This window comes from Aurantimonas sp. A2-1-M11, assembly GCF_036549475.1.
GTDB lineage: Bacteria > Pseudomonadota > Alphaproteobacteria > Rhizobiales > Rhizobiaceae > Aurantimonas.
Genome location: NZ_JAZHLI010000018.1, coordinates 1 through 18176 on the forward strand (window position 1 = coordinate 1; position 18176 = coordinate 18176).

The following is an 18176-nucleotide window of genomic DNA, read 5'->3' on the forward strand; positions in this document are numbered from 1 at the left end:
ATGCAGAAGGACGGCTCAAAGGAATCCTTGAAGGGGAAATTCCAAAGGGCAGGCTGGGACAATGCATTCCTCTCTCGCCTGCTCAGCCTGTTCTGAAATGCGATTGCCCTGGGATGTCGATGTGAGCCATTGTCTTTCGCGTCCCTGTCGCTGTTGATCGGTTGCTGTCCGATGGCCCGAGAATGGCGCCTTCGACTGAAGGCCTGCTTAAAGTTCTCGCTTAATTTGCATTAAATGCGAACGATCTCCCGCCGGGCCGGAGATCCGGCATGGCATTGATCCCAAAAGCAGAAATCGGATTTCTTCAGGACTTGACGCTTCGGCAGATTCAGGTCCCGCTAACCGCGAATTCGCATTGCCTGCCCCATGGGTAGCGTCGCGTGCCTTCCCGCCCCCTGGTCGGCCCGGCCACCGGGCATTGCCATTTCCCGCGGCTCGTTTACTCTTACGTGAAGGGAAGCATCACGGCGCCGAGGAGAGCGTCGGCTGGCCCTGATGGGAGCGAGAACATGAAACGACTGATACTGGCCATGGCACTCGGCCTCGGCATGGGCGGCGTCGCGCAGGCCGATCCGATCGAGGGCAACTGGAAAATGCCGTCCGGCTACAATGCGAAGATCGCCGGCTGCGGCGGCGCATTCTGCCTGACCTACACGACCGGCCCCCACCAGGGAAAAACCTTCGGGCAGCTGCAGCCCTCCGGCAACGGCCGCTATGCCGGCACGGTCACCGACTATACCAAGGGCGGCAAGGAATATTCCGGCAAGGGCAGCCTGTCCGGCAACACGCTGTCGGTCTCGGGCTGCGTCCTCGGCGGCCTGATCTGCCGCTCGCAGAGCCTCACCCGGCTCTGATCCGCCCCCGCGGGCAGGTGCCAGTCCCTGCCCGCACGCCCCGAGAGGTGCGAAATCCGCGCGCCCGGTCACCGGCGCTCAAGCAATCGTCAACGTTGGCCCCGGACATGCGGCAACCTTGCCGTGGGCCGCGCGTTCGCTCTGTTTGACCCGAAACAGACGATTGGAGCCTTCCATGAAGACGATCCTGCTGGCGGCCGCGGCCGCCGTAGCCCTCGGAACCTCCGCAATGGCCGCCGAGCCGATCGTCGGCAAGTGGCGTGCGCCCGGCGGCGGGATCGTGCAGGTGTCCGACTGCGGCGGCGCCTATTGCGCCGAGGTCATCTCCGGCCAGCACAAGGGCAAGTCGGTCGGTCGGATGTCGGGAAGTGGCGCCCAGTATGATGGCGAGGTCACCGATCCGCGCGACGACCGCACCTATAGCGGCCGTGCCGTTATCCAGGGCGACCGGCTGGAACTGACCGGTTGCGCCCTGAAGATCTTCTGCAAGACCCAGGTCTGGGTGAAGATCTGACCCGGCAGCCTTCGCCGCCCGCAGCAGGGCGGCGCCTCGCCGGTAGGCCCTGTCACGGCCCGGCCCGCCAAGTGTCACATAAGGTTCAAACCAGCGCCCTGTGCAATTATGGCGAAAATGCTGTAGGGCGTAACCATGATGACACGATTGACCGCGCTGACGGTCCTGATCGCCGGTATCGGCGCCGTCCTGAGCCTCCTCGCGCATGATGCGGGTGATCGTCCGGGCAGTGCCTTCGGCACGGTTTCCGGCGGCGACTGCAATTATCGGACCGGCATCGTCTGCACGCTCGTCCGCGACCCCCTCGTGGTCGAGGACACGACCAGCGGTTTTTGATCGCCGCCGTCTTCTCCCTGCCTTGGCGGGAAGCTAGACAGGGGCATGACCGAGTTCGCTCCCAAGCCGGCCGAGAGCCGCATCCTCACCCCCGAGCCCGCCGAGCGTCGTCCCTTCTGGGACGCCAAGGACGCCGTGGCGGAACTCATCCGCCTGTATGGCCGCTCCGTCGCCTTCCTGTCCGACAGCTTCGATGCCGTCCTGAAGGATGGCGAGCTCGACCATCGCTACCGCGCCTATTATCCGGAGATCTCGCTGGCGACGACGACCCATGCGCGGGTCGATTCGCGGCTGGCCTTCGGCCATGTTCCGCGTCCCGGCCGCTATGCTGCGACGGTCACGCGGCCCGATCTCTTCGAGCGCTATCTGGTTGACCAGATCACCCTGCTCATCCGCAATCACGGCCAGCCGGTCTCGATCGGTGATTCCACCACGCCGATCCCGCTGCATTTCGCCTTCGGCGAAGGCACCTATGTGGACGGCAGCATGGCCGACCGGCTCGACAGGCCGCTGCGGGACGTCTTCGACGTGCCGGACCTGGAGGCGACGGACGACCGCATCGTCAACGGCAATCACGAGACGCCGCCCGGCGAGGACATGCCGCTGGCCCCCTTCACGGCCCAGCGCGTCGACTATTCATTGCACCGGCTGTCCCACTACACGGCGACCCATCCGGAGCATTTCCAGAACTTCGTCCTGTTCACCAACTACCAGTTCTACATCGACGAATTCTGCATGATGGCCCGCGAGACGATGATGCGCGGCGGCGAGGGCTATGCCGAATTCGTCGAGCCGGGCAATGTCGTCACCAGCCCCGGCGAGGCCAAGCCGCATCACGGCATCGCGCCGCTGCGCCTGCCCCAGATGCCGGCCTATCACCTGAAGCGCGCTGACGGCCACGGCATCACCATGGTCAATATCGGCGTCGGCCCGTCCAACGCCAAGACGATCACCGACCATATCGCGGTGCTGCGCCCCCATGCCTGGCTGATGCTCGGCCATTGCGCCGGCCTCCGGAACAGCCAGGAACTGGGCGACTACGTCCTGGCCCATGCCTATGTCCGCGAGGACCACGTCCTCGACGCCGACCTGCCGGTCTGGGTGCCCATCCCGGCGCTCGCCGAAGTGCAGGTGGCGCTCGAGAAGGCCGTGGAGGAAGTCACCGGCCTGTCCGGCTACGAGCTGAAGAAGATCATGCGCACCGGCACCGTGGCGACCATCGACAACCGCAACTGGGAACTGCGCGACCATCGCGAGCCGGTCGAGCGCTTGTCCCAGTCGCGGGCGATCGCGCTGGACATGGAATCGGCGACCATCGCGGCCAACGGCTTCCGCTTCCGCGTGCCCTACGGCACGCTGCTCTGTGTCTCCGACAAGCCGCTGCATGGCGAATTGAAGCTGCCCGGCATGGCGACGGAATTCTACAAGCGCCAGGTCGCCCAGCATTTGCGCATCGGCATGCGGGCGCTGGAGCTGATGTCCGAGCTGCCCTTCGAACGGGTGCATTCGCGCAAGCTGCGCTCCTTCTTCGAGACGGCGTTCCAGTAGGCGATGGCCGTGGGCGAGCATCCGACGTCACGCGGCCGCATCGCCTGCACGCTTCTTGTTGCCGTCAGCCTGCTGGCGGGTCTGGCGCTGGTCGCGGGTTTCTTCGGCGAGATCGTGCCGTTCTTCGATTCGGTGGCGCATTTCCGCGCCCATCTGGCGGGTGTGCTCCTGCTGGCCGGGGTGCTGCTGCTCGCGGCCCGCCCGGTCGCGGTCGGGCTCCTGGCCGCAGCTCTCGGCGGGATCGCCCTCGTGACCGTCGCCCCCCACATGCTGCCGCAGACCGCGCCGCAGACGGAAAAGCCTGCGGCCACCTACACGCTGCTGCAGATGAACCTGCGCTGGAACGCCGAGGACAGGGCGGCGGCGATCCGCCTCATCGGCCGTCTGCAGCCGGACGTCGTCGCACTCGAGGAGGCCAGCGCAGAGTGGCGCCCGATGCTCGCGTCGCTGGAGGGTCGCTACCCGTACCGCGTCGACTGCGGCGGGCCGGACACTTTCGGCAAGCTGACATTGCTGTCGCGGCGCAACTTCCTGCCAGGCGACGCCGGCACGTGCGACGCCGACAACGGCTTCCTCAGCCGGGCCGTGAGCTTCAATGGCAGCCCCGTGACCATCGCCGTCCAGCATCTGCGCTGGCCGTGGCCGGGGCCGCAGTGGCGGCAGATCCGGCGCCTGGAAAGCCGGCTCGAGGCCCTCGCCGCGCCGACCCTGATCGCCGGCGACTTCAACGCCGCACCGTGGAGCGCGGCCCTGCAACGCTACGCCATGCTCTCCGGCACGACCATCGTCCCTCAGGTCGGCCCGACCTGGCTGCCACGCCCGCTGACGGCATGGCTCGCAGCCTATGCCGGCCTGCCGATCGACCATTTTCTCGTCGGCGACGGCGTCGAGATCGTCGACGTCGCCCGGCAAGAGGCCACCGGTTCGGACCATCTCCCGGTGCTCCTGACCTTCGCCGTCCCTGCCGCCGAAACGATCGACCCGGCGTTGGAGACGGCGGGGCGCGACTAGGTGTCCATTCGGCGATGCCTCTGGTCGTCGACGTCTTGCGCCGGCATCCGCATCTGGATCAGTTCTTGACGAGCCCGCATTCTAGTAAAAGATGAAGTCGGAGGCATCGAGGTTTCCCGAGTTGAAGTTCACAAGCACGATGATGTCGCCATTGCCTGCGTCGATGAACGTGTTGGCACCCTGCTGTGTTGTCGCCGCCTGGATTTCGGCAAAGTTCGAAAAGACGCCGCGCGAGATGACAAAGCGATCGATGCCGTTTGTGAAATCGAAGATGGCGTCCTGCTGAAACCCGGTCGTGTCGAAGAGAAAGGAGTCGGCACCCGCGCCGCCCATCATGTAGTCGAAGCCGGACTCGGCCTTGAGCGTGTCGTTGCCATCGTCTCCCTGAAGGTAGTCGCCGCCCGCCCCGCCAAAGATGACGTCGTCGCCACCGTTGCCGATCAGGATGTCGTCGCCGTCGCCTCCGTCGATCGCGTCATTTCCACCGACGCCGGGATTGCCGTCGTCGCAGTAGATGGTGTCGTTGCCTTCCTCCCCAGAAATCACGTCGTTGTCGGCGCCGCCGGTGACAGCGTCATTCCCGTCGCCGGCCTTGATGGTGTCGTTTCCTGCGTTGCCGGAAATCTGGTCGTTGCCCTCGCCGCCGGTCGCCGCATCGTTGCCAGTGCCAAGGACGAAGTAATCTTCCCCGCGACCGCCATCGGCAAAATCGTTCCCGGAACCGCCGAAAATGGAATCGTTGCCCTCGCCGCCAATCAGGACGTCATTGTCGCTGCCGCCGTCCAGCAGATCGTCGCCACGCCCGCCGTCGAGATAGTCGTCACCACTGCCGCCGCGCAGCCCGCCGGTCGATGACGTCAGGAAAATGCCGCCGGCTGAAATATTGACGCTGTTGTGGTCATTGCCATCACCACCATAGATGATGTCGTTGCCGGCGCCACCATTGAGCGAGTCAGAATCCTGACCTCCCTCAATATAGAGGTAATCCGCGCCTTCAAGTGGGAGCGATCGACGCCAGGGTTCGATGGAGAGCCGCGGGAGGTTTCGCATGGCACGGCCGTCATGCTTGTGTGCCCCGCATAACGGATGGCGGACTCCGAGGATTCCAACAGCATCGAGGATCCGCGGGGAGCGGCTCCTCTCCCCCCGTTCCGGCCGTCGAGAAGGGCATCCCGTCCCACGACGTCCCGAACGGGACAGCCTTGGTCTTGCCCCTACATCGGGGCGACCGACGCCAGGATCTCGTTCAGCGCCTGGGTGCGCTGGGCGATGATGAAGGCGCGGCAGGACGGATACGACAGGTGCCGTCCGATCTGGCCGTATTCGACCGGATCCAGGTAGAACAGGCAGGTCTGGTCCCGATAGGTCAGCCACGCCCGCTGCTCGTCGCGCAGCATCGGCTGGCTGTCCTCCGGAAGTTCCGCCAGCAGCGCCTGCCAGGCGTCGTTGAGGCGCGCATCCTCGCGCTCCACCCACGCACCGCCGCACGCGCCCATGTCCTGCATGCTGGCATCGGCCTCGCGCAGGCAGGCATCATAGGCGTCATCGGCGCGCGCCGGCAGCGCCAGCAGCGGCAGGACGAGGATCAGCGGCAAGGCCAGGCGCATGGCGGACTCCCTTCACGGCACGACGGGCAACACCGCGCTCTCCGGCGCGGCGCCGGGGTCACATCACCTGATAGACCGGCCCCTCGCCGCCCTGCGGCGGCACCCAGTTGATGTTCTGGTTCGGGTCCTTGATGTCGCAGGTCTTGCAGTGGACGCAGTTCTGGGCGTTGATGACGAACTTCTCCTCGCCGCCCTCCTGCACCCATTCATAGACCCCGGCCGGGCAATAGCGCTGGGACGGGCCGGCATAGACCGCGAATTCGGAATCGTGCTGCAGCTGCGGGTCCTTGACCTGCAGATGCACCGGCTGGTCTTCGTCGTGATTGGTGTTCGACAGGTATACCGAGGACACCTTGTCGAAGGTCAGCACGCGGTCCGGCCTCGGATAGTCGATCGCCGTGTGCCGGGCCGCCGGCTCCAGGCAGGCATGGTCCGGCTTGCCGTGCTTCTGGGTGCCGAAGAAGGAGAAGCCGAACAGCGAGTTCGTCCACATGTCGAGGCCGCCCAGACCGATGCCCAGCAGTGTGCCGTATTTCGACCAGAGCGGCTTGACGTTGCGCACCGGCTTCAGGTCCCGGCCGATCGGCGAGGCCCGCCATTCGTCGTCATAGGCCGACAGGACGTCGTGGGCGCGTCCGGCCTTGATCGCCTCGGCGGCCTTTTCCGCCGCCAGCATGCCCGACGTCATGGCGTTGTGGACGCCCTTGATCCGCGGCACGTTGACGAAGCCGGCCGAGCAGCCGATCAGCGCGCCGCCGGGGAAGACCAGCTTGGGCACCGACTGCCAGCCGCCCTCGGTGATGGCGCGCGCGCCATAGGCGATGCGCTTGCCGCCCTCCAGCAGTTCGGCGATGTCCGGATGGGTCTTGAAGCGCTGGAATTCCTCGAAGGGCGACAGATACGGGTTCTTGTAGTTCAGGTGGACGACATAGCCGACATAGACCTGGTTCTCGGCCAGGTGATAGACGAAGGAGCCGCCGCCGGTGCCGCTGTCGAGCGGCCAGCCGAAGGAGTGCTGGACGCGCCCCGGCTTCGACTTGGCCGGGTCGATCTCCCACAATTCCTTCAGGCCGAGGCCGAACTTGGGTGGCTCGCGGCCCGCATCGAGGCCGTAGCCGCGGATCAGCTGCTTGGCCAGCGAGCCGCGCACCCCCTCGCCGATCATCACGTATTTGCCCATCAGCGCCATGCCGCGCTGGTACATCGTGCCGGGCTCGCCGCCGCGCGTGACGCCCATGTCGCCGGTGGCCACGCCGATCACCGCATTGCTCTCGTCGTAGAGGATCTCGGACGCCGCGAAGCCGGGATAGATCTCGACGCCCAGCGCCTCTGCCTTCTCCGCCATCCACTTGCAGACGAGGCCGAGGGACACGACGAAATTGCCGTGATTGTTCATCAGCTTCGGCATCAGCATGTTGGGCAGCCGGAACGAACCGCCGGAGCCGTAGAGATAGAAGCGGTCCTCCGTCACCTTGGTCTTGATCGGCGTCTCCTCCTCGCGCCATTCCGGCAGCAGCCGGTCGAGCGCCGAGGGATCGAGGACATTGCCGGACAGGACGTGGGCGCCGACCTCGGCGCCCTTTTCCAGCACCACGACCGACAATTCGGGGTCGATCTGCTTCAGGCGGATCGCCGCCGACAGCCCGGCAGGCCCCGCGCCGACGATCACCACGTCGAATTCCATCGACTCGCGTTCGGGCAGGGCTTCGGTCTGGCTGGCGGTATCGCTCATCGTCACGGGGTCCTTTCGCTGGCGCAGGCACATGCCGCGCGCGCTCGATCCTGTTTGCGCGCCGTGCCGTCGTCCCAAAGACTAGGGCACGGGCCTGTCTGGACGAGTTCTAACCGGATTGACGTGTCCGTCAAACAGCGCGCATCGGGCCGATCGTCTCGGGGGCGCGCCCTTGACGGGTGGCCCTGCCGGGGATCAGACAGGCGCGGCTCGAAACGGGGAGACCGGCTTGAACGCGCTCTATCTCGGTATCGCGATTCTCTGCGAGATCGTCGGTACCACGGCTCTCAAATCCACCATGGGCTTCACCAGGCTGCTGCCGTCGCTGGTGACCGTGGTGTCCTACGTGCTGGCCTTCTATTTCCTGTCGCTGCCGCTGCGCACCATGCCGGTCGGCATCATCTACGCCATCTGGTCGGGCACCGGCATCGTGCTGCTGGCACTAATCGACCTGTTCTGGTTCCGCATCGCCATCGATCTTCCCGGCTTTCTGGGGTTGGCGCTGATCGTCGCCGGCGTTCTCGTGATCAATCTCTACTCCCAGTCGCTGGGCCATTGACGCTCTGACCGCCGTCGCGCGGCGCGCGAAAATCGGCTAGGGAAAGGCCATGAACGCCGAGCCCAATCCCATCGACCGCGAGGCGGCGATCGTCCTCCTCGAATGGTATCGCGCCGCCGGCGTCGATGCGGTGATCGGCGACGTTCCGCGCGACCGGTTTGCCGAGACCAGGGCCGAGACCGCCGCCCGCAAGGCAAGGCGCGGCCAGCCCGAGGCAGCACCGCCGCCCGCAGCCGTTCCGGCGCGCCCGGCATCGCGTCCCGCCGCCACCGCCGCCCCGAGTTCCGCACCTGCGGAACTGGCCGGCGAAGGCAGCTTCCCGGCGCCGCGCATCGCGGTTCCCGACGACATCGCCGTCGCCGATGCCCGCGAACGCGCCCGCTCGGCGGCGACCCTTGCCGAACTGCGTGCCGCGCTCGACGATTTCGACGGCTGCAATTTGCGCATCTCGGCCCGCTCGACGGTCTTCGGGGACGGCAGCGAGACCGCCGACCTGATGCTGGTCGGCGAGGCCCCCGGCCGCGAGGAGGACACCGCCGGCGTGCCCTTCGTCGGGCGGTCCGGGCAGCTCCTCAACCGGATGCTGGAATCCATAGGGCTGGAGCGCGAGGCGGTGCGGGTGACGAACACCGTGCCCTGGCGCCCGCCCGGCAACCGCCCGCCGACGCCGGCCGAAACGCAGATCTGCCTGCCCTTCGTCCAGCGTCATATCGAGCTGGTGCGCCCGAAGATCCTGGTCTGCCTCGGCTCGCCGTCGACCAAGGCGATCCTCGGTGCGCAGGAGGGGATCCTGCGCGTTCGCGGCCGCTGGACCACCTACAGCTTCGGGCTGGAGGAAGGCGATGCCATCGACGCGGTGGCGATGCTGCATCCGGCCTATCTGCTGCGCCAGCCGGCGCAGAAGCGCCTCGCCTGGCGCGATCTGATCGCCCTGCGCGAGCGGCTGGTGGAAAAAACCACATCAGGCTGAGGTCTCGTCCGATCCGCGCCGGAATCGGACCGTAAAAGACCCTCGCCAAATCAGTCCGGAACGCCTAGCTCTGCGCGCGAGTCGGCGCGACCGCGCATCGACCACACTATCCCAAGGCCGTCCCATGCCGCTGCCCCTGCAGATCCTTCCGATCGCCGCGCTTCTCGCGTCGACCTTCTTCCTGATGGCCGGCGCCGGCCTGATGGGCATCCTCATGCCGGTGCGCGGCTCGATCGAGGGCTGGTCGAGCTACCAGATCGGCGCCTTCGGCACGTCCTATGCCGTCGCCTTCACCATCGGCTGCTTCGTGATGCCGATGCTGGTGCGCAGCGCCGGCCACGTGCGCACCTTCTCCAGCCTTGCGGCGCTCCTGGCGATCGCCGTCCTGCTCAGCGGCGTCCTCGTCGACCCGCTGGCGTGGATCGTCTTCCGCGCCATGGCCGGCTTCGCGCTGGCCGGCACCTACATGGTCGTGGAAAGCTGGCTCAACGAGCGGGTGACCAACGAGAGCCGCGGCCGCATCTTCTCGGTCTACATGGTGGTCACCATGGCCGCCATGATGGGCGGCCAGTACGTGATGCCGCTCAGCCAGCCCGAACTGACGATTCCCTTCATGCTCTGCGCGATCCTGTTCGCGCTGGCGGTGATCCCGACGGCGCTGTCGCGCGCCGCCTCGCCGAAACCGCTGACCAGCGTCAAGATCGACGTCGGCCTGATCTTCCGCAACTCGCCCGTCGCAGCCATCGGCGTCGTGCTTGCCGGCGTCATGTCCGGCGGCTGGAACAACATGGCGCCGGTGTTCGGCCAGAAGATCGGCCTGTCGACCACCGAGATCGCCACCCTTGTCGTCGTCGCCATGGGCGGCGGCATCGTCTTCCAGGTGCCGCTCGGGCGCATCTCCGACCGGATGGACCGACGCTACGTGATGACCGCGGCCGGGCTGATCGGTTTCGTCGCCGCCGTTCTCGGCGTCTATGTCGATGACATGCCCTGGGGCTCGACCGTCTATTTCGTCGTCGCCTTCATCCTCGGCGGCATCGTCTATCCGTCCTATTCGCTGGCCGTGGCCCATGCCAACGACTACGCCGCCGACGAGGATTTCGTGAAGATCTCCAGCGGCCTGCTCATTCTCTATGGCGTCGGCACGATGGTCGGACCGATCTATGCGGCATTCCTGATGGAGACCTTCGGCCCCGAGGGCATGTTCCAGGCGGTCGGCACCGCCGCGGTGGCCTATGCCGCCTATTCCTACTACCGGACCTATCGCCGCGAGGCGCGGCCGGTCGACGAGCGGGCGGATTTCCAGACGGTGCCGCTGGCCAGGACCCAGACCCCGACGAGCTTCACGCTGGATCCGCGCGCCGAAGCCGCCATCGCCGCCGAGGAGGAGGAGACCATCGCCACAGCGGAGGCCGCAGCAGCCGAGGAGACGGCCCGGGTCGCCGAGGAAGACGAAGCCCGCCGCCTGGACGAGGAGGCCTCCCCCGCCGATGCGCCGTCCACCCTGCCCCAGGACAAGGGCGCCGGCATCTGACCGCAGGGCTCAAGCGCCGGCCGGTGCGCCGGGCTTGTCGCCGCCCACGGGGATCGGCGCGGCCTCGCCAGCCTTCGTGGCTGACGATCATCTGGAACGAAACGGGCGGCCATCATGGCCGCCCGTTTCGCATGTCAGGTGTTCAGCGATCAGCCGATCCGGCCGCCGCCCTGCTTGGTGATCGCCAGAACTGACGGACGAACCGGCATGTCGTCCTGGAAGTCCGGCCAGCGGGTCGACGGATCCTCGTAATAGGACGGACGGCCGAAGCCTTCCCAGTCTTCGCCACCATCGCCCGGATGCTGCACCGCCAGGAAGGCGGTCTGCATGTCGGGCAGGATCAGCGGACCGCACATCTCGGCGCCGACCGGCACCCGGAAGAACAGCTTCGACGTGCCGCGCGCTTCGCCGTCCGTGTCGACGGCCCACAGGCCGTCCGTACGGCCGGTCGCCTTCGGCGAGTTGCCGTCGGTGGAGACCCACAGGCGACCGTCGGAATCGACGGCGCAATTGTCGGGCATGCCAAACCAGCCGTTCTTGGTGGTCTCGGTCGAGAAGGTTGCACCGACCTCGGCGATCGACGGATCGCCGCATTTTAGCAGGACTTCCCAGGTGCCCGTCGTGGCGGCGAAGTCGCCACCCTCTTCGGCGATCTCAATGATGTGGCCGAACTTGTTGTCGACGCGCGGATTGGCGGCGTTCGCCTCCTCGCGGCGGGTGTTGTTGGTCAGCATGACATAGACGCGGCCGTTTGTGCCGTTCGGCTCGATGTCCTCCGGACGGTCCATCTTGGTCGCCTCGAGCAGGTCGCCGGCCTTCCGGGTCTCGATCAGCACGTCGGCCTGGCTGTTGAAGCCGTTCTCGGCGGTCAGCGGACCCTCGCCATGGACCAGCGGCAGCCAGACCATCGTCCCGTCTTCGTCGAAGCGCGCGACATACAGCGTGCCCTCGTCGAGAAGGTCCATGTTGGCCGCCCGGTCGGTCTCGTTGTAAGTGCCGGCCGTGACGAACTTGTAGACATAGTCGAAGCGCTCGTCGTCACCGAGATAGAAGACGACGCGGCCGTCGCTGTTGACGATAGACTCGGCACCCTCGTGCTTGAAACGGCCGAGCGCGGTCCGCTTCTTCGGGGTGGAGTTCGGGTCCATCGCGTCGACCTCGACGATCCAGCCGAAGCGGTTCGGCTCGTTGGGCTCCTTCGAGACGTCGAAGCGGTCGTGGAAATTGCCCCAGGCATAGCTGCCATCCGGCACGCCGTAACGCTCGTAATTCGCGGCCTCTTCATTGCCCTCCGGCAGTTCGCCGAGAAAGTAGCCGTGGAAATTCTCCTCGGCCATGATGTAGGTACCCCAGGGCGTCACGCCGCCGGCGCAGTTGTTGATCGTGCCCAGCACCTTGCGGCCGGTCGTATCGGCAGCGGTCTTCAGGCGGTCGTGGCCGGCCGCCGGGCCGGTCAGCTCCATCTCCGTGTCGGCGGTGATCCGCCGGTTCTTGGCGCCGTCGCGCACCAGCTGCCACTTGCCGTCAATCTTGCGGATCTCGATGATCGTGCCGCCATGGGCCGCCATCTCGATGTCGACCCGCTTCTGGTCGGCGTCGGCAATGGTGATTTCGTCGCCATTGACCGTGACGATGCCCGGGAACATCAGATGTTCGTTGGTGTATTCGTGGTTGACCACGAGCAGCCCGTGCTCGGACGAGCCATCCTCAAGCGGGATGAAGCCGACATAGTCGTTGTTGTAGCCGAACTGGCGCGCCTGGGCTTCCGGCGTCTGGTTCGTCGGATCGAATTCCGGCGAATCCGGGAAGATCGCGTCGCCCCAGCGGATGAGCACGTCGGCGTCATAGCCTTCGGCCACGTGATGCGTGGCGTCCACGCCGGCCTCGACCTCGGTGAAGTCGAACTGCGAGCCCGCCCCGGTCTGGGCATGGGCTTCGTCGGCAGCCAGCAGCGCCAGCGGGCTCACCGTGGCGGCGATCGCCGTCGCGGCCATCGAGCCGCGCAGGAAGTCGCGGCGCGAGAAGCGCGCGGCGATGATTTCGCCCATGGTGCGGTTGTCGGTGGGGTTGGTGCCCTCGCCGTCGGCCTCTTCGAGCTGGCTGGTACGGAAGACGGTGCGTCTGGTGTGTTCGTTCATCGTTGACCCCTGTCGCAGAAGAGATTGCGAACCCTCGAACGGCCCGGCAGGTGCCGGACTGGAATGGTTCCAGACTGATGTAATCAGCCGAGGTCACAGCCGGATGACGGTTGGGTGTCGATGGTGATGGGGCAGCATGTCGCAGCTGACGGGGTTGCCGCGCATACGCGCTCCGTCCGGTTCCGCCCAGCCGGTCTCCGGCCCCGAGTTCGCGGCCTGCAGGCGCTTTCGGCAACGCAGCCAAAGCTGCTATGGCAGGTGCGTGACGAATATTGATCCTCCCCCCTCGCTGCGCAGCGCCGTCTACGGCGCGCCGCCCGCCAATCTCGTGGACGTGCCCGACGGGGCCGTGCAGCTGTCGCCGCTGCGGCCCGGCGCCGAAGCACTGGAGACCCTGCCCGATGCCGCCTTCGACGCGATCGTCGTCGCCGCGCCGCCCGGTGCGATCGAACGGCGCTTCGTGCTGGCCCACGCGCTGCGCGTTCTGGCGCCCGGCGGCGCGCTGACGGTCCTGGCGGCCAAGGACAAGGGCGGCCAGCGCCTGCGCGCCGAGCTGGAAGGTTTCGGCTGCGACGTCGCCGAGCACTTCAAGGCCCGCCAGCGCATCTGCGCTGTCCGCCGGCCGGATTCACCACATGGGCTCACCGAGGCGATCGCGGCGGGCGCCCCCGTCACGGTCGAGGCCATCGGCCTGCGCTCGCAGCCGGGCATCTTCTCGTGGAACCGGGTGGATCCGGGAACCTCCCTGCTGCTTCGCCACCTCCCGCCCCTCGTGGGAAACGGCGCCGATCTCGGCGCCGGGCTCGGCATCCTGGCCATCGGCGTCCTGGCATCCCCGAAGGTCGAGGCCCTGACGCTGGTCGAGATCGATCGCCGCGCCGTCGAGGCGGCGAAGGTGAATGTCGCCGACCCCAGGGCCCGCTTCCTGTGGGCCGACGCCCGCGAAAGCGCGCTGGCCGATCTCGATTTCGTCGTGTCGAACCCGCCCTTCCATGCGGAAGGGATCGAGGATCGCGGGCTCGGCCAGGCCTTCATCACCGCCGCAGGCCGGATGCTGCGCCGGTCCGGCATGCTCTATCTCGTCGCCAACCGCCACATGCCCTACGAGGCGGTGCTGCGCACGAGTTTCCGGACCGTGAACACGGTGGCGGACGAGGCCGGCTACAAGATCTTCGAGGCGCGCAAGTGACGAAGACGCCGACCTCCCGGCTCGACAGGCTACTGGCCAATCTGGGCTATGCCTCGCGGCGCGAGATCCAGCTTCTGGCGCGAAACGGCCGCATCCGGCTCGACGGCGCCCCGTTCCTGCAGGCCGACACGCGGATCGCGCTGACACACGATCTCGAAGCACGGCTGGTGGTCGACGGCGAGGCGCTCGATCCCCTGCCCGGTTTCGCCCTGATGCTGAACAAGCCGCTCGGCGTCACCTGCTCGCGCAAGGAGGCGGGGCCGCTGGTCTACGATCTCCTGCCGCCGCGCTGGCGCCGGCGCGACCCCGCCATCTCGACGGTCGGCCGCCTCGACAAGGACACCTCCGGGCTGCTGCTGATGACCGACGACGGGGCGCTGCTCCATCGCATCATCTCGCCGAAGCATCATGTGGCGAAGCGTTATCGCGTGGGTCTGGCCCGGCCGATGACGGGCGGCGAGGCCGAACTCTTCGCCGCGGGCACCCTGATGCTGGAGGGCGAGGACAAGCCGCTGGCCCCGGCAGAGCTGGAGATCGTCGGCCCGCAGGAAGCGATCCTGCAGGTTCACGAGGGCCGCTACCATCAGGTCCGCCGGATGTTTGCCGCGACAGGCAACCATGTCGAGACGCTGCACCGGCAACACATCGGCGGCTTGGCACTCCCGGCCGACCTCGCACCCGGCGCAATCCGCCGCCTGACCGACGCCGACCTCGCCGCGATCTTCGCCGATGGAAGCGGCGGCTGAGCGCGTCGCGCGGATACGAACGTGCCGCCGTCTGAAGTCTCGTCCTTGGACTCACCCGCCCGGCGGCGACACCCGTCGGGCCTTGCTGCGCTCGATGCCCAGGCGGTGCTCGCGCCAGATGATGAAGATGCCGGCCGACACGACGATGCCGCCGCCGATCAGCGTCGCGGCGCCGACGGCCTCGCCGAACAGGAAATAGCCGATGGCGATGGCCAGGATCATCGAGGTGTATTCGAACGGCGCGACGGTCGAGGCGTCGGCATAGCGATAGGCCGAGGTCAGGAGCAGCTGGCCGACGCCGCCGCACAGCCCCGCCACCACGAGAAACGCCGCCTGCTCGGGGCTCGGCATCACCCAGCCGAAGAAGAATGCCGACAGCGCCGAGATCACCGAACAGGTCAGCGAGAAATAGACCACGATCGTCGCCGTCGCCTCGGTGCGCACCAGCCGGCGGATCTGGATCATCGCGACGGCCGCGACCGTGGCCGAGATCAGCGCCGCGCCGATGCCGATCAGCTCCGCGTCATCGAGCGGCTTGGCCGTCACCGACAGGCTCGGCAGCGTCACCACGCCGATGCCGAAGAGCCCGACGATCGCCGCGCTCCAGCGATAGAGCCGCACCACTTCCTTCAGGAACACCGCGGCGAAGACGACGGTGAGCAGCGGCGCCGCATAGGAGATGGTGATCCATTCGGGATAGGGCAGCCGCGTCAGCGCGAAGAAGCCGAAGCCCATCGAGGTGACGCCGACGAGGCCGCGCAAGACATGCCCGGGCAAATCGTCGGTCTTCAGCGCGGTGCCGAGGTCGCCGAGCCAGGCGAGATAGATCGCCACCGGGATCAGCGCGAAGAACGAGCGGAAGAACACGATCTCGCCCGGCGGAATGCCGTCGCCGCCCGACTTGATCGCCGTCTGCATGCCGACGAAGATCACCACGGAAATGCATTTCAGCAAGATTCCGAGCATCGGGCGGGAGATCCGCCCGTCCTCCGTCGAACTGTTCATGCCGGCTGTCCCCTTCGCGGCGGCACCTGCCGCCGGGCCGTGCGATCCCCCGCCGCGTGTCTCAGCGCGCTGCCTGCAGCGCCTCCCAGACGCGCAGCGGCGTCGCCGGCATGTCGATATGGGACACGCCCGCCGGCCGCAGCGCGTCGACGACGGCGTTCATCACCGCCGGCGCTGCCCCGATCGTGCCCGCCTCGCCGGCGCCCTTGATGCCGAGCGCGTTGGTCGTCGAAGGCACGTTGCGGGTCTGGAAGTCGAAGAACGGAAAGTCCCAGGCCCGCGGCATGGCGTAGTCCATGAAGCTGGCGGTCACCAGCTGACCGGTCTCGTCGTATACGGCGTTCTCGATCAGCGCCTGGCCGATCCCCTGGGCGACGCCGCCATGGATCTGGCCGGCCAGCAGGATCGGGTTCACCGTCACACCGAAATCGTCGACGATCGTATAGGCGAGAAGCTCGGTGGTGCCGGTCTGCGGGTCGATCTCGACCTCGCAGACATGGGTGCCGTTCGGATAGGTCGCCTCGTCCTGCTTGAACTCGCCGACCGCCTTGCGGTCGTCGTCGGATTTCGCCGCCGCGGCCAGCGCGGCAAAGCCGATGGCCCGGTCGGTGCCGACGATCCGCGCCTCGCCGCCCTCCAGCTCGATGTCGACGGCCGCCGCTTCCAGCTCGTTGGCGGCCAGCTTCTTCAGCTTCTCGGCCAGCGACTGACTCGCCCGGCGCACGGAGACCGCGCCCAGCGGGATCGACCGCGACCCGCCGGTGCCGCCACCGGTCGGCGTGTCGTTGGTGTCGCCCTGGCGCACGTCGATCAGGTCGTAGTCGAGCTTCAGCGCCTCGGCGACGAACTGCGCATAGGCCGTGGCATGGCCCTGCCCGTTGGTCTGGGTGCCGATCTTCAGCTCGATCCGTCCCTCATGGGTCAGCTCGACATAGGCCGGCTCCGAGCCGGGGAAGGCGCAGGCTTCCACATAGGTCGCAAAGCCGATGCCGCGCAGCTTGCCCTCGGCCTTGGCCGCCGCGCGCCGCGTCTCGAAGCTGCCCCAGCCGGCCTTCCGCAGGGCGGCGTCGAGATGGCCGGCGAAATCGCCGGTGTCGTAGAGACGGCCGATCGGGGTGCGGTACGGCAACTGGTCGGGGCGGATGAAGTTGCGCTTGCGGATCTCGTCGCGCGCCAGCCCCAGCGCGATGGCGCATTCGTCGACCAGCCGCTCGATCAGATAGGCCGCTTCCGGCCGTCCCGCGCCGCGATAGGCGTCGACGGGCACGGTGTTCGAGTAATACATGTGGCAATCCACGTCGATCGCCGGAATGTCGTAGAGGCCCGTCGCCATCGACATGCCGAACCACGGGATCATCGGCCCGAACTGCGAGGCATAGGCGCCCAGATTGGCGTGCAGATCGACCTTCAGCGCCAGGAAGCGGCCGTCCGCATCCATGGCCATGGTGCCGGTCACCAGATTGTCGCGGCCATGGGCGTCGGTGACGAAATGCTCGGTGCGGTCGGCGGTCCACTTGACCGGCCGGCCCAGCCGCTGCGCCGCGACCAGCACGAGAACATGCTCGCGATACAGGAACGCCTTGGTGCCGAAGCCGCCGCCGACGTCCCGCGTGATCACCCGGACCTTGTCCTTGCCGACCTTCAGGACGCGCGCCGCCAGCGTGTCGCGCATGCCGTGAACGCCCTGGCTGCCGGTGATCAGCGTGTAGTGCTCGGTGTCCGCATCGTATTCGCCCACCGAGGAACGCACTTCCATGTAGTTGCAGACGAGACGGTTCTGGACGAGGTCGATGGTGGTCACATGCGCCGCTTCGGTGAAGGCTGCCTCGGTCTTGGCCCGGTCGCCCTCGTGCATGTGGCCGGCGATGTTCGCCGCGCGGTCGTTCCAGACCAGTGCCCCGTCGCCGGACTTGGCGGCGACCAGGTCGCTGACGGCGTCGAGCACCGTGTAGTCCACCTCGACCAGCTCGGCCGCGTCGCGCGCCTGGATCGCCGTGTCAGCCACCACGAAGGCCACCGCGTCGCCCACATGGCGTACCACGTCGCGGCACAGCACCGGCGCGTCATGGGGCTGGAACGGGCTGCCGTCGGCCTGCTTGGGGGTGGCCAGGCACGGCACCTCGCCGAGCTCGGCGATGTCGGCATGGGTCAGCACCATCTGCACGCCGGGCGCGGCGCGCGCGGTCTCCAGGTCGGTGATGGTGAAGCTGGCATGGGCATGCGGCGAGCGCACCACGGCGGCATGCAGCAGGCCCTCGCGGGTCTCGTCGTCGGTATAGTGGCCCTCGCCGCGCAGGAACGCGTCATCTTCCTTGCGCAGCACCGACGCGCCGAGGCCAAACTTGGGGGTCATGACGTTCATGGGAGAGCTCCTTCGACGCGAACCGATCGTCGTGGACGCGACGGCCCGCGCGGGGCGGGAGGATCGGCCAC

The 18176-nt window shown here is 67.3% G+C and carries 16 protein-coding genes; 10 read left to right on the forward strand and 6 right to left on the reverse strand.

Annotation, left to right across the window (positions count from 1 at the left end; all coding sequences use genetic code 11):
- Window positions 1–509: 509 nt before the first annotated feature.
- The 5 genes from VQ042_RS10205 (at window position 510) to VQ042_RS10225 (ending at window position 4263) form a co-directional block, all read left to right on the forward strand.
- Window positions 510–854, forward strand: a complete 345-nt coding sequence (locus tag VQ042_RS10205) for a DUF2147 domain-containing protein (protein WP_331818798.1) — start codon at window positions 510–512, stop codon at window positions 852–854.
- 175 nt (window positions 855–1029) lie between these two features.
- Window positions 1030–1368 (forward strand): DUF2147 domain-containing protein, encoded by a 339-nt coding sequence (locus VQ042_RS10210; protein ID WP_331818800.1) that lies wholly within the window; start codon window positions 1030–1032, stop codon window positions 1366–1368.
- A 135-nt stretch (window positions 1369–1503) separates the two neighbouring features.
- Complete coding sequence (locus VQ042_RS10215) at window positions 1504–1704, forward strand: hypothetical protein (RefSeq protein WP_331818802.1); 201 nt, start codon at window positions 1504–1506, stop codon at window positions 1702–1704.
- Between the two features lie 45 nt (window positions 1705–1749).
- Window positions 1750–3252 carry an AMP nucleosidase gene (locus tag VQ042_RS10220; protein WP_331818804.1) on the forward strand — a complete coding sequence of 501 codons (1503 nt, stop codon included), beginning with the start codon at window positions 1750–1752 and terminating at the stop codon, window positions 3250–3252.
- A gap of 9 nt (window positions 3253–3261) precedes the next feature.
- Window positions 3262–4263: an endonuclease/exonuclease/phosphatase family protein gene (locus VQ042_RS10225; protein ID WP_331818806.1), complete on the forward strand. Its 1002-nt coding sequence runs from the start codon at window positions 3262–3264 to the stop codon at window positions 4261–4263.
- An 81-nt stretch (window positions 4264–4344) separates the two neighbouring features.
- Here VQ042_RS10225 and VQ042_RS10230 read toward each other — a convergent pair whose 3' ends face one another.
- The 3 genes from VQ042_RS10230 to VQ042_RS10240 form a co-directional block, all read right to left on the reverse strand.
- Entirely contained in the window at window positions 4345–5313 is a 969-nt protein-coding gene (locus tag VQ042_RS10230) for a calcium-binding protein (RefSeq protein ID WP_331818808.1), read from the reverse strand.
- Window positions 5314–5477: 164 nt separating this feature from the next.
- Window positions 5478–5870 carry a lysozyme inhibitor LprI family protein gene (locus VQ042_RS10235; RefSeq protein ID WP_331818810.1) on the reverse strand — a complete coding sequence of 131 codons (393 nt, stop codon included), beginning with the start codon at window positions 5868–5870 and terminating at the stop codon, window positions 5478–5480.
- Between the two features lie 58 nt (window positions 5871–5928).
- Window positions 5929–7602: an electron transfer flavoprotein-ubiquinone oxidoreductase gene (locus tag VQ042_RS10240; protein WP_331818812.1), complete on the reverse strand. Its 1674-nt coding sequence runs from the start codon at window positions 7600–7602 to the stop codon at window positions 5929–5931.
- Window positions 7603–7831: 229 nt separating this feature from the next.
- On the opposite strand from VQ042_RS10240, the gene VQ042_RS10245 reads away from it, so the two are divergent.
- From VQ042_RS10245 to VQ042_RS10255, 3 genes are all read left to right on the forward strand, one after another.
- A complete protein-coding gene (locus tag VQ042_RS10245; protein ID WP_331818814.1) occupies window positions 7832–8161 on the forward strand; it encodes a DMT family transporter in 330 nt (109 codons plus the stop codon).
- 49 nt (window positions 8162–8210) lie between these two features.
- Window positions 8211–9131, forward strand: a complete 921-nt coding sequence (locus tag VQ042_RS10250) for a uracil-DNA glycosylase (protein WP_331818816.1) — start codon at window positions 8211–8213, stop codon at window positions 9129–9131.
- Window positions 9132–9255: 124 nt separating this feature from the next.
- Window positions 9256–10665 carry an MFS transporter gene (locus VQ042_RS10255; protein ID WP_331818818.1) on the forward strand — a complete coding sequence of 470 codons (1410 nt, stop codon included), beginning with the start codon at window positions 9256–9258 and terminating at the stop codon, window positions 10663–10665.
- Between the two features lie 149 nt (window positions 10666–10814).
- On the opposite strand, the gene VQ042_RS10260 is transcribed toward VQ042_RS10255, so the two are convergent.
- The gene (locus VQ042_RS10260; RefSeq protein ID WP_331818820.1) at window positions 10815–12803 is read right to left on the reverse strand and encodes a PhoX family protein; all 1989 of its coding nucleotides are present in this window, start codon (window positions 12801–12803) and stop codon (window positions 10815–10817) included.
- 262 nt (window positions 12804–13065) lie between these two features.
- Between VQ042_RS10260 and VQ042_RS10265 the strand changes: the two genes are divergently transcribed.
- The gene (locus tag VQ042_RS10265) at window positions 13066–13992 is read left to right on the forward strand and encodes a class I SAM-dependent methyltransferase (protein ID WP_331818821.1); all 927 of its coding nucleotides are present in this window, start codon (window positions 13066–13068) and stop codon (window positions 13990–13992) included.
- Window positions 13989–14738, forward strand: a complete 750-nt coding sequence (locus VQ042_RS10270; protein WP_331818823.1) for a pseudouridine synthase — start codon at window positions 13989–13991, stop codon at window positions 14736–14738. The genes VQ042_RS10265 and VQ042_RS10270 overlap by 4 nt, the downstream gene beginning before the upstream one ends.
- 51 nt (window positions 14739–14789) lie before the next feature.
- On the opposite strand, the gene VQ042_RS10275 is transcribed toward VQ042_RS10270, so the two are convergent.
- Together VQ042_RS10275 and VQ042_RS10280 are read right to left on the reverse strand one after the other, a co-directional pair.
- Window positions 14790–15743, reverse strand: coding sequence for a DMT family transporter (locus VQ042_RS10275; RefSeq protein WP_331818825.1), 954 nt, complete (start codon window positions 15741–15743; stop codon window positions 14790–14792).
- A gap of 61 nt (window positions 15744–15804) precedes the next feature.
- Window positions 15805–18105 carry a xanthine dehydrogenase family protein molybdopterin-binding subunit gene (locus VQ042_RS10280; RefSeq protein ID WP_331818826.1) on the reverse strand — a complete coding sequence of 767 codons (2301 nt, stop codon included), beginning with the start codon at window positions 18103–18105 and terminating at the stop codon, window positions 15805–15807.
- Between the last annotated feature and the right edge of the window lie 71 nt (window positions 18106–18176).

What these genes read in the sequence shown, in the direction of transcription:
- VQ042_RS10205 (WP_331818798.1), top strand. Translation starts at nt 510, where the DNA reads ATGAAACGACTGATACTGGCCATGGCACTCGGCCTCGGCATGGGCGGC.
- VQ042_RS10210 (WP_331818800.1), top strand. Translation starts at nt 1,030, where the DNA reads ATGAAGACGATCCTGCTGGCGGCCGCGGCCGCCGTAGCCCTCGGAACC.
- VQ042_RS10215 (WP_331818802.1), top strand. Translation starts at nt 1,504, where the DNA reads ATGATGACACGATTGACCGCGCTGACGGTCCTGATCGCCGGTATCGGC.
- VQ042_RS10220 (WP_331818804.1), top strand. Translation starts at nt 1,750, where the DNA reads ATGACCGAGTTCGCTCCCAAGCCGGCCGAGAGCCGCATCCTCACCCCC.
- VQ042_RS10230 (WP_331818808.1), bottom strand. Translation starts at nt 5,313, where the DNA reads ATGCGAAACCTCCCGCGGCTCTCCATCGAACCCTGGCGTCGATCGCTC.
- VQ042_RS10235 (WP_331818810.1), bottom strand. Translation starts at nt 5,870, where the DNA reads ATGCGCCTGGCCTTGCCGCTGATCCTCGTCCTGCCGCTGCTGGCGCTG.
- VQ042_RS10240 (WP_331818812.1), bottom strand. Translation starts at nt 7,602, where the DNA reads ATGAGCGATACCGCCAGCCAGACCGAAGCCCTGCCCGAACGCGAGTCG.
- VQ042_RS10250 (WP_331818816.1), top strand. Translation starts at nt 8,211, where the DNA reads ATGAACGCCGAGCCCAATCCCATCGACCGCGAGGCGGCGATCGTCCTC.
- VQ042_RS10255 (WP_331818818.1), top strand. Translation starts at nt 9,256, where the DNA reads ATGCCGCTGCCCCTGCAGATCCTTCCGATCGCCGCGCTTCTCGCGTCG.
- VQ042_RS10260 (WP_331818820.1), bottom strand. Translation starts at nt 12,803, where the DNA reads ATGAACGAACACACCAGACGCACCGTCTTCCGTACCAGCCAGCTCGAA.
- VQ042_RS10275 (WP_331818825.1), bottom strand. Translation starts at nt 15,743, where the DNA reads ATGAACAGTTCGACGGAGGACGGGCGGATCTCCCGCCCGATGCTCGGA.
- VQ042_RS10280 (WP_331818826.1), bottom strand. Translation starts at nt 18,105, where the DNA reads ATGAACGTCATGACCCCCAAGTTTGGCCTCGGCGCGTCGGTGCTGCGC.